The sequence below is a fragment of the Affinundibacterium flavidum genome (genome assembly GCF_014284175.1).
GTDB classification, from domain to species: domain Bacteria; phylum Pseudomonadota; class Gammaproteobacteria; order Burkholderiales; family Burkholderiaceae_D; genus Undibacterium; species Undibacterium flavidum.
Genome location: NZ_JACOGA010000018.1, coordinates 79,690 through 93,406, shown reverse-complemented (window position 1 = coordinate 93,406; position 13,717 = coordinate 79,690). Strand labels below are relative to the sequence as shown.

Below are 13,717 nucleotides of genomic sequence, written 5' to 3'. Positions count from 1 at the left end.
CATGCGATATCAATTTCCGATTTCTGCTACTGTTATTTCAGCAATCACAATCAGTGCGCTCTTACTGCTGGCGCCTTTGGCATTTTCCTCAAATGCAGCGTTAAACTTCATCACACAAATTTGTATCACCTCAGTGTTTGCGTTGTCGTTTAATCTTTTGCTAGGGCAGACGGGACTACTATCGTTTGGGCATGCTGTGTATTCTGGTCTGGGTGCATTTGCCGCAGTTCATGCCATGAATCGAATCAGCGAAGGCACTTGGTCCTTACCGATTAGTTTGGTTCCCTTGGTCGCTGGCTTGGCCGGATTATTTTTCGGTGCATTATTTGGATGGCTATCGAGCAAAAAATCCGGTTTAACTTTTTCCATGATTAGCCTTGGTATTGGCGAACTCGTGTTCGCCGGCGCGGCGATGTTTCCCACTATTTTTGGCGGGGAAGGGGGAGTCAGTGCGAACCGCGTTTCTGGAACAGCCTGGCTGGGGATTAGCTTTGGACCACAAATCGAAGTCACTTACTTAATCATCATCTGGACACTATTGGTGGCAGGGACAATATATTTTTTGACGCTAACACCGCTGGGCAAACTTGCCTCTGCTGTGCGTGAAAATGCAGAACGATTGGCATTTTTGGGATTTGATCCACGTTGGATGCGCTTTCTCATGCTGTGTTTTTCTTGCTTCTTTGCCGGGGTAGCGGGCGGGCTGTCGGCTTTGCATTTCGAAATCGCGACGACGGACAATTTAAGCATGCTGCGCTCTGGATCTATCTTGCTATTCACCTACATTGGCGGCACTGCACTGTTTCTTGGCCCCGTATTGGGCGCCGTGTTAGCAATTGTCATGTCGGTTTTCTTATCCGAAATAACACCTGCGTGGCAGCTCTATCTCGGCACTCTATTCATGCTGACAGTATCGTTTGCGCCGCAAGGTATTAGCGGTTTATTAGTGACCTACTCAAATGCCATCAGACTCGCAATTCATCAAAACAGACTCCGTATTCTGATGGGGCTTAGCTTCGCCTATTTTGCCGCCGCAGCACTACTTTGCAGTGGCGCCGTGATCTTGATCGAATTATTGTATCGCTGGCGCTTCCCGATTGAATCATTTCGAGAAATCGTCTTGCTCGGCGCTCATTTCTCTGCACAAAACAACTCTAGCTGGGCAAGCGCATTTATCCTATTCGGGCTGGGAATTTTTCTCCTATGTTCATTGCGAAAGAGCCAGCGATGAACGTGCTAAAACTCGATCAAGTTAAGCTCCGTATTGGCCACGCAGAAATTTTGCGAGGCGTGAATTTGGAACTCAATGCAGGTGAACGCCTGGCACTGATAGGTCCGAATGGTGCCGGAAAATCGAGTTTATTCAACGTCATTTCTGGGCGCCAGCGATGTAGTAGTGGACAGATTTATTTGCGTGAGAAGTCGATTGTAGGACTAACACCGCACAAAATTATTCGACATGGTTTAAGTCGCAGCTTCCAGAGCAGCAACCTGTTTTCTGCGCTAAGTGTATTTGATAATTTGTGCTGCGCCGCGATGTGGAAAGCAGGCTCAGCGTATACATTTTGGCGACGCTTATCTCGACAAAGGCGGGTGATAGAAACCGCAGAACGCATACTGACTTTACTCGACTTACAGCAACGAAGAAGTGACCTCGCCGGAACACTGACGTATGCAGAACAAAAAACGCTAGAAATCGGCATGAGCGTGGCCGGTGATGCAAACTGCATTTTATTGGATGAGCCGACTGCGGGCATGAACCGGACTGAGACTAACAAAATGATGACACTAATACGTCAAATTAGTGCGGGTAGAAGTTTGCTGATGGTCGAACACGATATGCAAGTTGTATTCGCATTAGCCGACAGAATCGCCGTGATGGTACAAGGGCAGATTATCGCTTGCGATACCCCCGAACGTATCCGCAGTAATCCCCAAGTACAGGCTGCTTATCTGTCGGATTGGACCGCAACGTGAATCATCTTTTACAGCTCAATAATTTGCACGCCTATTACGGCCAAAGTCATATTTTGCGCGGCGTGAATTTCGACATTAGGCCGGCTGAGGTTGTCGCACTGCTTGGCAGAAATGGGGCAGGGCGCAGCACTTGCCTGAAGGCGATCATGGGCACGGTAAAAACAGAAGGTGAGATTCACTATTGTGGAAAATTAATTTCAGGACTCCCTTCCTTTATGATCGCGCAAGCTGGCATCGGGTATGTTCCTGAAAGTAGAGAAATTTTCGCCAATTTAACTGTCGAACAAAATCTTTTGCTTGGAATAAAGCTTGGAATAAAGCCAGAGAAAACGAGCCAGGCCGAGAACAAAAACAAGTGGCAGTTAGAAGACGCTTATACTTTGTTTCCCATACTTAAAGAACGCAGCCAAACGCAAGCTGGTGTTTTGTCGGGTGGCGAGCAACAAATGCTCGCATTAGCGCGTAGCCTGCTAGGGAACCCAGATTTATTACTGATAGATGAACCAACCGAGGGTTTGGCACCACAAATCATTCAGCAATTACTCGACGTATTTCAAACCATCAAGCAAAGTGGTGTGGCGATACTATTAGTTGAACAAAAACTCAATTTAGCGCTGCAACTCGCAGATCGATTTATTATTCTAGGGCACGGGCAAACAGTATTTAATGGCAGTCGTGAAGAACTGCAGAACAATATTCAGTTGCGCAAAGAGTGGTTAGAAATTTAGTGCTTCTTGTAACACTGCGATGACACAACTATTGCGCAACTATTGCGCAACTTCAGTGATAAGTAAGCGCCATATTTGCATTAAAATTCTTTAAATAAAAAATTATTCCCCAATAAAAATGGCCATAACGAGACAAACAATGAGCGCATCCCTAGAACTACAAAATAAGCTTGCCATCATCACGATCAACAATCCTCCTGTAAATGGGCTTGGTCACGCGACACGCACTGCGATTGCCGAACATCTACGTGCCGCAGAAGCTAATCCTGACATCAGTGCGATTATCCTCACCGGCACTGGCAAAGCGTTTTCAGGCGGTGCAGACATTAAAGAATTTGGCACGGATAAAACCTACGCCCAGCCATCTTTGCCAGCTTTGATTGAACAAATGGATGCCTGCACCAAGCCTATTATTGCGGCGATCAACGGGGTCTGCATGGGAGGCGGTTTAGAACTTGCGTTGGCTTGTCACTATCGCGTCGCGACAACGGCGGTGCAATTGGCGCTGCCTGAAGTGAAGCTAGGATTATTACCTGGCGCTGGCGGCACACAGCGTTTACCACGATTACTCGGCATGGAAATCTGCGCCAATATGATTAGTACAGGTCAAGTGATGCTGTCAGATCAATTAGTCAAGAGCGCATTATTCAGTGCCTTTGAAATCGATCCGCAAAAACTGCGGCAAACTACGGCTAATTTTGCACAGGATATTGCTGCTGTGCGGCCACTTCCTAGAGTCCGCGATCTATTAGTAGAACAATTGGTCGAGCAAAAAGTAAGCACAGATTTTTTCACAACTGCACGTGCAGCCTTGAAGAAAAAATCCAGCCGTTTCCCCGCACCATTCTCCTGCCTAGACGCATTGGAAGCGAGCTTGACGCAAGACTTTGATACGGGCGTCAAAACCGAACGCGCGATTTTTCAACAATTATTACAAAGCGAAGAGTCGAAAGCCTTGCGCCATATTTTTATGGCAGAACGTGCCGCGAGTAAAATTGAAGGTGTGGATGCGAATACTCCCTTGCGTAGTATCAATTCCGTCGCAGTGATTGGCGCTGGCACCATGGGTGCGGGGATTGCCATGAATTTCGCCAGTGTCAGCATCCCTGTGCAAATTCTTGACTTGCAAGCGGCATCCTTAGCAAAAGGCTTGGAGAGAATTCGCAGCAACTACCAAAGTGCCGTCAACAAAGGCAAGCTCACACAAGAACAATGTGAGCAACGTTGTGGTTTGATCGCAGGCGTAGATAATTATGCGGCAATTGCCAATGCGGATTTGGTCATTGAAGCCGTGTTCGAAGATATGCAAGTCAAACAAAGTGTATTTGAACAGCTCGATCAGGTGATGAAAGCTGACGCTATTTTGGCATCGAATACTTCCACTTTAGATTTAAATCAAATCGCACGTTTCACCAAACGTCCGCAGGATGTGATTGGCCTGCACTTTTTCAGCCCAGCCAATATTATGGAATTATTGGAAATTGTACGTGCCGAGCAAACTGCAGCCGATGTTTTAGCAACTTGCTCCGTACTCGCAAAAAAAATCAAGAAGACCGCCGTAGTAGCCGGTGTCTGCGATGGTTTTATCGGTAATCGCATGCTAGAGCAATATACCAAGCAAGCCGCATTCTTGCTGGAAGAAGGCTGCACGCCACAACAAGTGGATCAAGTAATCGAGACATTCGGCTTTGCCATGGGCCCTTTCCGTATGAATGATCTGGCTGGTAATGACATCAGTTGGGCAATCCGCAAGCGTCGACTCGCCACCAATCCCAACCTGGTCTATTCCAAGCTCGGCGACTTGTTATGCGAACAGGGACGCTTCGGGCAAAAGACTCACGTGGGTTGGTATGACTATCAAGCCAATGACAGAACCGCACATCCTTCTGACTTGGTCGTGCAAATGATACGCGCCCATGCACAAACTTTGGGAGTCGCACAAAGACAAATCAGTGATGAAGAAATCGTCCAAAGACTTGTTCTATCTTTAGCCAACGAAGGCAGGAAAATTCTGCGCGATGGTATTGCTGCGCGTTCATCTGATATTGATATTGTGTATTTAAAAGGCTATGGCTTCCCTCTACATCGTGGCGGGCCTATGTTTTATGCTGACAATTTAGGCTGGGATAAGGTGGATAGCCTTTTGCAACAGTTCCAACACGGGCATCAAGGTGGGACTTGGACGATTTAGAATCACTCTTCAATTTAGTCAGATAATCCGTTCATGCAACACTGGTCGTGGAAAGAATTCTATAGCTGAGCGATTTTCTAAGGACTTCGAAACACCAACAATGGCACCTGATCGACAAATATGGTATCGCCCTTGGGGGGCCATCAGACTATCTGTTTGGAAAAAATTCCGATGACACGATAAATCGCTCGGATCCAGGGCAATGGATATTTTTTGGAAATTGGACATTCAAATGAAAACTCTTAAGATAGCAGTTGGTCTACTCGCTTGCGGACTTCTCCTTATTGCTTTATTTAAATTCGATATGATCGATTTATCTCGGTCTCCATCTGCAAGCATGCGAATTCCAGCATCTGAACTAAGGAATACAATTGAGAACGCTAATGGTGGCGATATTGCCTCCACCAATCGACTGGTTAATCACTATTTTTTTTCCGAGGTCGACGATATTAATGGACTTAAGTGGGCTCGCATTGGTGCAGAGCAAGGTGATGTAAATTTGCAAAAACTCGTCGTTGACGTTTTATCCAGAAGTGAGCTCGATACGGATCGAATAGAGTCAAAAAGTTTAGCAAAAAAATGGAATCTTTCTGTTCGATGAAACAGAAAGTTCTGATGAGTTAACTGGACTTCAATGGACGCGCCTTGCTGCGGAACGAGGAAGCCTGGATTCACGAAAATTCGTTGTTGATGTTCTCCCCAGAGGTGAGCTTGATGCTGACAACGAAGAGTCGAGTAAGCTAACGAAGAAATGGAATCTTAATAAGCAATCACGTGAACATTGAAGGAAGTAAATGAGTTATATTTTTCGATTTTTTTTGATGCTGATTGCACTTACTTTACCTGCCCTAATCAACGCATCAGAACGATCTTCTGCTCATGACACAAATGTGCCTGCCCTTAAAAAGATGGTCGAAGCAAGCTATAAAGAATATGCTTGGATAGTGGTTTTCGGCGTTGATAGTACTTCTAAATCCTTAATTTCTTTAAATCAGGAAAGTTTAGTTAAACTCAGGCGAATCTTCACAGATGAGCTCGCATTAGCAATTTTTAACGATGCACAATGCGCTAGAAAAACGAAGGAAGTTTGTGCGCTCGATTTTGATATTTTGTTTGACTCACAAGATCCAGATGCACGAGATCTGACAATTCGATCAAAAACAAAACAGTTGGTTGAGGTGTGCTTTATTGAGCAAACTACAAAGCGTCGATGCTTGGAGTTCGTTGGCGTATCTGGCAATGGTAAGAAAGGCGAACAAATCTATGACATTAAGTATGATCAAACTGGTAGGACGCTAAGAAAAATACTTAAGCTAAAATAATGACAATTATCGAAATACTCATTTTGGTCACGTAATTGCGTATCGTTACTTCGTTATAAATTTTGAATGAGATAGTTTTTTTGTGCATCTTCAGACCCGAAAAGATCGTAGTAATTGAAAACCTCTACGCACTCTACGCCTCTGCGGCGAAAAATCGCTTAGCCCCTATGCACGATGATATAATGCGCGGTTAATTTAATTCCATGCAAAAGGTCTCAACGTGTTAGCAACAGCAAATATCACCATGCAGTTTGGCCCTAAGCCACTGTTTGAAAACATCTCGGTTAAGTTCGGCGAGGGCAATCGTTACGGTTTGATCGGCGCGAATGGTTGCGGCAAATCCACTTTCATGAAAATCTTAGGTGGCGATCTGGATCAATCCTCCGGTACCGTCATGCTCGACCAAAATGAGCGTTTAGGTAAATTGCGTCAGGATCAATTTGCGTTTGAAGACATGCGCGTACTCGACGTCGTCATGATGGGGCACACCGAAATGTGGGCGGCGATGGCTGAACGTGATGCGATTTATGCCAATCCTGAAGCTACTGACGACGATTACATGAAGGCCGCCGATCTGGAGGCCAAATTCGCTGAATATGATGGTTATACAGCCGAGGCACGTGCAGGTGAATTGTTATTGGGCGTAGGTATTCCTACCGATCAACACCAAGGCTTGATGAGCTCCGTAGCGCCAGGTTGGAAATTGCGCGTCTTGTTGGCGCAAGCTTTGTTCTCCAATCCAGATATTCTGTTGCTCGATGAACCAACCAATAACTTGGACATCAATACAATTCGTTGGTTAGAAGATATTTTGAATCAGCGTAATTCAACAATGATCATCATTTCCCATGATCGTCACTTTTTGAATCAAGTTTGTACGCACATGGCCGATATGGATTACGGTACCTTGAAGGTCTATCCAGGCAATTACGATGAATACATGCTGGCATCATCGCAAGCACGTGCGCAGCAATTAGCCAATAACGCCAAGGCAAAAGATAAAGTTTTAGAGTTGCAAGATTTCGTACGCCGTTTCTCAGCGAACAAATCCAAAGCGCGCCAAGCAACTTCACGTGCTAAGCAAATCGAAAAAATTAAGATTGAAGACGTTAAGCCGTCAAGCCGTCAAAATCCATTTATCCGTTTCGATGGCGAGAAAAAATTGCATCGTTTGGCGGTGGAAGTTAAACACCTGTCCAAAGCCTATGATCAAAAACTATTCGATAGTTTTGACATCATGATCGAAGCTGGCGAACGCATAGCCATCATTGGTGCCAACGGCGCAGGTAAGACAACCTTATTGCGTTGCATAGGCGGAGCAGATCTCTGTGGTTTAACTGCGGATCGTGGTGAAGTGAAATGGGCGGAAAATGCTAATCCTGGCTATATGCCGCAAGATCCTGCTGAGAACTTTGCGTCCGATAAAAATCTGACCGACTGGATGGGCATGTACACGCAAGAGGGCGATGATGATCAGGCGGTACGTTCTATCCTTGGTCGTTTATTGTTCAGTGGTGATGATGTTAAGAAGTCAGTCAAAGTCTTATCTGGTGGTGAAAAAGGCCGCATGACTTACGGTAAACTAATGCTGGGTCGTCATAACGTCTTGTTGATGGACGAGCCTACCAATCACATGGACATGGAATCAATTGAATCCTTAAACATCGCCCTAGAGAAATATGCAGGCACTTTAGTTTTCGTATCACATGATCGTGAATTCGTATCGTCTTTGGCGACTCGTGTGCTAGAAGTCAAAGATGGTAAGATCATTGACTTCCGTGGTACCTATGAAGAATATTTAACTAGTCAGGGTATTGAGTAATTTTTCTTTAGACCTTGAAATAAAAAAAGACCAGAATTTTCTGGTCTTTTTTTATTTGTGCAGTGATCGATCAATTTTCTAGAAACTCTGGGTCTTCAATCGAAAAACGAACATACATACGCGCGTCAAATTGATCTCGTAATTCGATCGCTTTATCTTTGCCTTTGGAGTGCAAAATCGCTGAGATATAAGGTTGACGGAATGTATGAATATCAAGCAAGCTTTGGGCTTTTTGCAGTTTCCTTTGCAAGAAAAAACCCTTTAATCCAAGATTCTCTTTGATCAAATCGGCAAGATAGCGCTTCATCATATCGACCCGAGATTCGGCATTATCATCGTCATATTTTGCCAATAGAGCATCTAAATCTTGGTTCCACGCGGGATCCTGATCTTCGGACGGCTCAAAAATTGTTTGTGACTCTTCTAAGGCATCAATCGAACCAAGGGTATTCCCTTCCAAATTTGACTGAGTGGGCATGATCGATACAGTCAAATCCAAGTCGTTGGATTGCATATCCAGCACAGTATTTACTTGGTCCGACTCAACGGAAACACGCTGAATAAAACCGTCATCTTGCAACTCTTGCAAACTTTGCAAATTCAATCCCAAGCCACCAATTTTTTGAACGATGTCAGCGTCAGTTTTTTTGCCGTCAATCAGCACCAATAGTGAGCGCATGCGTGAAGCTAAATGCCATTTGCGGGTTGCAATTTCTTCGCGTCCCTTGTCTGTTTTATCGTAAATTGTGATTTGCATGAGACTTAATTTCGCCAGTCGAATTGAGTAATCGTTTTTGTGATTTGCTGCACTTCTGAAAATATACTATAAGTTGAAACGTTTCCCACGTTCAGAGATGAAATAAGTCTATCTGCGGGTTTTTATGTCTTTTTATAAAATACTGCATGCAGTTCGCACCAATTTCTGACCTGAAATTCCGCTAAAAATTCCCTAAGCCAGCGCCGCTCTGATACCATCGCCGCTTATTTATGACTTCACTAGTCATTTTTTACTTAATTGTTTGCCTTTTCTGCATTGTATTTCTATGTTGCGTTTCCTTACTTTACTTTTTATTTTCTGTGCCATGATTTCTAACGATGTCGCCCGCGCTGACGCCTTTGTTTGTGTTGATAGTAGTGGCAAAAAATCGTTCTCGAATGAAGCATGCAGTAAGAAGGGTCTGAAAAGTGCAAATAATGAGTTCCCTGTCGTCGCAGGACAAGCCATTAGTGCAACCGTGATCATGCCGAAAAAAGAAAGCGGCCTCAAAGTAGTTAAGGGCGGCGGCATGATGAGTTCGGATGGCAAATTTATCACCAAACCTGGGCAAATTTATATGGACAGTGAATTACCACTGGAAAAGCCCGTGCTTTACTTTTTACTGATTATGCTTACCGGAACGGCTGCCTTATTTTGTCTTATCTTCATTCGGTTCTTTAAAGCTCATCATGCAAAACTCCAGCGCGATTGATTTTTTTTACTGGTTTTTTTGTTGGTTCTTTTATTAGTTCTTTCAATTGACGCACGAACAAAATTAAAAAGCTCCTAAAATCACTTTTAGGAGCTTTTTAATTTACGCTTTGTTTTTTGTCGCTGGATTTAATCCAGCCCACCTTGGCACAACTTGGCACAACTTGATTTAGCCCAATTTAAACGGCAAACTTCGCTGCACTTTTCCAGTTAAATTAGCAATTGCATTCGCAAAAGCTGGTGCCAAAGGCGGCAAGCCTGGTTCACCCATACCGGTTGGCGGGTCAGCACTCGGCACGACATGTACGCTCATTTGCGGCATATCTGTAATTCGGGCAACGGCATATTCACCAAAATTATTTTGCTCAACTTCACCGTCTTTCAAAGTAATCGCCGCATTTTCCAAACACATACCTAAGCCCATTAACGCGCCACCTTGCACCTGTGCTTCTATGGTTTTCGGATTCACTACTAAATTGCAATGCACACCCGCCGTTGCGGTATGCAATTTTGCACGACCATTTTGTATCGATGCAGTAACAACGTAGGCAACAACAGTTTCAAAGGATTCATGAACGGCTACACCCCAAGCATGTCCTTTGGGTAAACGACGTTTATTGTAGCCAGACTTGTCAACGGCCAATTGCAGTGCAGCTGTATGGCGCGGATGCTTGTCGCCAAATTGTTTTAGGCGATAGGCAACCGGGTCAATTTTGGCACTACGCGCAATTTCATCAATCAGAGTTTCCATTACGTAGGCGGTATGCGTTGAACCTACGCTACGCCACCACAACACAGGTACATTCACTTTGGGATGATGTACCGTTAGGCGCATTGGAATAGGGTAGGGATCACGCATACCTTCGACTGCGGTACCATCAATTCCATCTTTCATTAAGAAACCTTCAAACGGCGTGCCAGCAACAATCGATTGCCCAACGATAGCATGATCCCAAGCAAGCACTTGGCCTTGTTCATCGTAACCAATTTCTGCAGTGTGTACGTGCATAGGGCGGTAGTAACCACCTTTGATATCATCTTCACGACTCCAGATGGTACGGATCGGCGCTCGCAGACCTATACCGTGCGCCGCTTTCGCGACATTGCACGACTCAGTCACGTAATCGCAAGTCGGTACCGCACGTCGGCCAAAGCCGCCACCTGCCATCTGCACATGCAAATTCACATTTTGCGGTTGCATACCTAAAGCCTGTGCCGCGGCCATCGTTTCTACACCAGGCATTTGTGACCCGACCCAGAGTTCGGCTTTGCTAGCGTCTGCACTGATACTGACAGTGCAGTTAAGCGGCTCCATTGGCGCATGTGCCAAATACGGGAAGTGGTACTCTGCACTAATTTTCTTAGGTGCTGCCGCGAGCTTGCTGACATCTGCCTTAAAATGCAGCTTGCCTGGCGTTTTCGCCAGCGCCTGATACTGCTTCAGTTGTTTGACGCTATCGACTTTTTCTACTGTACTAGTATCCCACTCTAGTTTTAAAGCCGCACGTCCTTGCTTTGCAGGCCAAAACCCATCGGCGATCACAGCCACACCTTCGCCGCCACGATCCACCGCAATTTTAACTACAGCACGCACGCCTTGAATTTGTTTTGCAGCGCTATCATCAAACGACTTGAGCTGGGCACCAAATACTGGTGGATGTGCAATGACCGCAGTCAACATGCCTGGCAGATGGACATCAATACCGAAATCTTGCTTGCCGCTGGATTTATCTTTTGCATCCAAGCGACCTATATGTTGACCAATAATTTTGAAATTCTTAGGATCTTTTAGACTCACTTTTTCTGGCACAGATAACTTCATCGCCGCTTCAGCAAGTTCGCCATAGCTTAAAGTTTTTCCATCTGCACGAATGACCGTGTTGCGGTCTGTGCGTAAGATATCTGGATTCACATTCCACTGAGCGGCGGCGGCAGCAATTAACATTGCACGAGCACGAGCTCCTAATTCACGATACTGCATATAAGAATGCTTGATAGATCCAGAGCCTCCAGTAAGATGCATACCAAAAGCTGGATCCACATAGGCGGGATCCGCACTGCCATGCTGAGCACTAACTTTACTCCAGTCGGCATCTAACTCCTCCGCCAGAATCATAGGTAAGGCAGTATGCACACCTTGGCCGAATTCGAGCCGATTAATCGTAATACTAATCGCGCCGTCTTTTGCAATCTGCACAAAAGCCGCAGGTTGCTCATAGGGTTTAAGACCGGCAGCAGTGGGCTTGTCTGTTTGCGCCATCACAGGAAACATCCCCAAGGCAAAACCGCCCGCTGCACTTATTTTTAAGAAATTCCGACGGGAGAGGGAGGCATTATCGTCGGCCGTATGATGTTGTTTTTGGATGAGTGCGGCAATTCCTTTGGGTAACTGGAGTCGGCTCAAGTCGCTATTTTTTGGATGGAAATGCATATCGATGTCCTTTATCTAGCTAACTTGGGATTACGCCAAAGTGGCCGCAGCCGCTTTGATCGCACTACGTACGCGCTGATAAGTACCGCAGCGGCAAATATTGCCGGACATCGCAGCATCTATTTCAGCATCGCTCGGTTTTTTATTGGATTTCAATAATGCCGTCGCACTCATGATCTGGCCGCTCTGACAGTAGCCACACTGAGCCACGTCGTGCGTTACCCAAGCGGCTTGTACGGCTTTGCCTACTTTGTCATTCGCCATCGCCTCAATGGTGGTGACTTTGCGACCTGTGACGGCAGATACTGGCGTCACACAAGATCGAATCGCCTGACCGTCTAAATGTACGGTACAAGCACCACATTGGGCGACACCGCAGCCATATTTAGTACCGCTTAATCCTAATCCGTCACGGATAGCCCATAACACGGGTGTATCCGGTGCCAGATTGAGCGAGCTTTCTTTGGTATTAACATTCAACTTTAACATATGAGCATTCCTTAAAAGTCATGCGATGAAGGAGGGACGTTGGACTAAAAAACAGCATTCCCTAAGACTAGTGAACATCTACATGACTAGCAAGAGAAAAGCGCACGAATTTTGATTATTTATCGAAAGGACTACAAAATTTTGCCTACTGTACCAATGTTGCAAAACGCGTTAAGTCGATATTGCCGCCAGAAACGATGATCCCGACGCGCTGATTGGTGAGCTTATTTTGACCGTTATTTTGACCACCAATTTGACCACTAAGAGCCAAGGCCGCGCCTAAACACCCAGTTGGTTCCACCATGATTTTCATACGACTGGCAAAAAACTTCATTGCGTCAACTAATTGCGCGTCGCTCACGGTCAACACATCGTCCACATATTTCTGAATTACTGGAAAAGTATGATTCCCCAAGTGTTGGGTTTGAGCCCCATCGGCAATGGTGTTGGGCGTCTCAATATGGACAATGCTGCCCGTACGAAAACTTCGCTGACCATCATTTCCAGCTTCTGGCTCGATACCTATCACTTGACAATGGGGATTTAAGGCTTTGGCTGCGGTCGCACATCCTGATAACAGGCCACCGCCGCCTAAGGGTACTAACAAATAATCAAGCTCACCAACCTCTTCAATCAGCTCCTTCGCGCTCGTTCCCTGACCCGCCATGACATGTGGATGATCATACGGCGGAATTAAAGTTAAGCCCTGATTCTGCGCTAACTGACGACCGATTTCTTCTCTATCCTCGGTGTAGCGATCATATAAAACAACTTCTCCGCCATAGCCTCGGGTTGCTGCTACCTTAATCGCTGGCGCATCTTTCGGCATCACGATAACAGCACGCATACCAAATTGCTGCGCAGCTTTTGCAATCGCCTGCGCATGATTACCAGAAGAAAATGTCACCACGCCGCGTGCTTTTTGTTCAGGAGTAAACTGCAGAAGCGCATTGCATGCACCTCGAAACTTGAAAGCACCTGTACCTTGAAAATTTTCACATTTGAAAAACAACTTGGCACCAGTATGTTGATTTGCCGTTGTCGATGTTAAAACAGGTGTTCGTTGGATATAGGGAGAGATGCGTTGATGAGCGACTTGTATGTCGTCAAAAGAAAATGCAGAAGAATTTATCATGATAGAGATATATCACCTCAATTAACCAGAAGCAAGTATTCTATGCGAGTTCAGGGCAATTTGTGGAACAGTAATTAGCCCCACCTTACTCACATTAAATTCATCACCAACTAAGCAAGCCTATCGCACCAGCTTCAAACGAATGACTAAATTG

12 protein-coding genes are annotated in these 13,717 nt (G+C 45.5%); 8 read left to right on the top strand and 4 right to left on the bottom strand.

All coding sequences use genetic code 11. The features are described 5' to 3' along the window. The first annotated feature begins 1 nt into the window (after position 1). The 7 genes from H8K55_RS17700 (at position 2) to H8K55_RS17670 (ending at position 8,040) form a co-directional block, all read left to right on the top strand. Positions 2–1,231, top strand: coding sequence for a branched-chain amino acid ABC transporter permease (locus H8K55_RS17700; RefSeq protein ID WP_186943391.1), 1,230 nt, complete (start codon positions 2–4; stop codon positions 1,229–1,231). Next, a complete protein-coding gene (locus H8K55_RS17695; RefSeq protein ID WP_186943390.1) occupies positions 1,228–1,977 on the top strand; it encodes an ABC transporter ATP-binding protein in 750 nt (249 codons plus the stop codon). The genes H8K55_RS17700 and H8K55_RS17695 overlap by 4 nt, the downstream gene beginning before the upstream one ends. Further along, a complete protein-coding gene (locus H8K55_RS17690) occupies positions 1,974–2,705 on the top strand; it encodes an ABC transporter ATP-binding protein (protein WP_186943389.1) in 732 nt (243 codons plus the stop codon). The genes H8K55_RS17695 and H8K55_RS17690 overlap by 4 nt, the downstream gene beginning before the upstream one ends. A 139-nt stretch (positions 2,706–2,844) precedes the next feature. Continuing rightward, on the top strand, positions 2,845–4,896 hold the full coding sequence (locus H8K55_RS17685; RefSeq protein ID WP_186943388.1) for a 3-hydroxyacyl-CoA dehydrogenase NAD-binding domain-containing protein: 2,052 nt from the start codon (positions 2,845–2,847) through the stop codon (positions 4,894–4,896). Between the two features lie 232 nt (positions 4,897–5,128). After that, positions 5,129–5,497 (top strand): hypothetical protein, encoded by a 369-nt coding sequence (locus H8K55_RS17680; protein ID WP_186943387.1) that lies wholly within the window; start codon positions 5,129–5,131, stop codon positions 5,495–5,497. A 193-nt stretch (positions 5,498–5,690) separates the two neighbouring features. After that, positions 5,691–6,218 carry a DUF3828 domain-containing protein gene (locus H8K55_RS17675; protein ID WP_186943386.1) on the top strand — a complete coding sequence of 176 codons (528 nt, stop codon included), beginning with the start codon at positions 5,691–5,693 and terminating at the stop codon, positions 6,216–6,218. Between the two features lie 220 nt (positions 6,219–6,438). Then, complete coding sequence (locus tag H8K55_RS17670) at positions 6,439–8,040, top strand: ABC-F family ATPase (RefSeq protein ID WP_186943385.1); 1,602 nt, start codon at positions 6,439–6,441, stop codon at positions 8,038–8,040. Between the two features lie 70 nt (positions 8,041–8,110). Here the strand turns inward: H8K55_RS17670 and H8K55_RS17665 are convergent, their stop codons facing one another. Continuing rightward, on the bottom strand, positions 8,111–8,797 hold the full coding sequence (locus H8K55_RS17665) for a hypothetical protein (protein ID WP_186943384.1): 687 nt from the start codon (positions 8,795–8,797) through the stop codon (positions 8,111–8,113). 325 nt (positions 8,798–9,122) lie between these two features. On the opposite strand from H8K55_RS17665, the gene H8K55_RS17660 reads away from it, so the two are divergent. After that, positions 9,123–9,509 carry a hypothetical protein gene (locus H8K55_RS17660; RefSeq protein ID WP_186943383.1) on the top strand — a complete coding sequence of 129 codons (387 nt, stop codon included), beginning with the start codon at positions 9,123–9,125 and terminating at the stop codon, positions 9,507–9,509. Between the two features lie 168 nt (positions 9,510–9,677). On the opposite strand, the gene H8K55_RS17655 is transcribed toward H8K55_RS17660, so the two are convergent. The 3 genes from H8K55_RS17655 to H8K55_RS17645 form a co-directional block, all read right to left on the bottom strand. Continuing rightward, entirely contained in the window at positions 9,678–11,939 is a 2,262-nt protein-coding gene (locus tag H8K55_RS17655; RefSeq protein WP_186943382.1) for a xanthine dehydrogenase family protein molybdopterin-binding subunit, read from the bottom strand. Between the two features lie 30 nt (positions 11,940–11,969). Continuing rightward, complete coding sequence (locus H8K55_RS17650) at positions 11,970–12,428, bottom strand: (2Fe-2S)-binding protein (protein WP_186943381.1); 459 nt, start codon at positions 12,426–12,428, stop codon at positions 11,970–11,972. 145 nt (positions 12,429–12,573) lie between these two features. After that, positions 12,574–13,563: a threo-3-hydroxy-L-aspartate ammonia-lyase gene (locus H8K55_RS17645; RefSeq protein WP_186943380.1), complete on the bottom strand. Its 990-nt coding sequence runs from the start codon at positions 13,561–13,563 to the stop codon at positions 12,574–12,576. Between the last annotated feature and the right edge of the window lie 154 nt (positions 13,564–13,717).

Coding starts and splice junctions, on each gene's coding strand:
- H8K55_RS17700 (WP_186943391.1), top strand. CDS start 2: ATGCGATATCAATTTCCGATTTCTGCTACTGTTATTTCAGCAATCACA.
- H8K55_RS17695 (WP_186943390.1), top strand. CDS start 1,228: ATGAACGTGCTAAAACTCGATCAAGTTAAGCTCCGTATTGGCCACGCA.
- H8K55_RS17685 (WP_186943388.1), top strand. CDS start 2,845: ATGAGCGCATCCCTAGAACTACAAAATAAGCTTGCCATCATCACGATC.
- H8K55_RS17680 (WP_186943387.1), top strand. CDS start 5,129: ATGAAAACTCTTAAGATAGCAGTTGGTCTACTCGCTTGCGGACTTCTC.
- H8K55_RS17675 (WP_186943386.1), top strand. CDS start 5,691: ATGAGTTATATTTTTCGATTTTTTTTGATGCTGATTGCACTTACTTTA.
- H8K55_RS17665 (WP_186943384.1), bottom strand. CDS start 8,797: ATGCAAATCACAATTTACGATAAAACAGACAAGGGACGCGAAGAAATT.
- H8K55_RS17660 (WP_186943383.1), top strand. CDS start 9,123: ATGATTTCTAACGATGTCGCCCGCGCTGACGCCTTTGTTTGTGTTGAT.
- H8K55_RS17655 (WP_186943382.1), bottom strand. CDS start 11,939: ATGCATTTCCATCCAAAAAATAGCGACTTGAGCCGACTCCAGTTACCC.
- H8K55_RS17650 (WP_186943381.1), bottom strand. CDS start 12,428: ATGTTAAAGTTGAATGTTAATACCAAAGAAAGCTCGCTCAATCTGGCA.
- H8K55_RS17645 (WP_186943380.1), bottom strand. CDS start 13,563: ATGATAAATTCTTCTGCATTTTCTTTTGACGACATACAAGTCGCTCAT.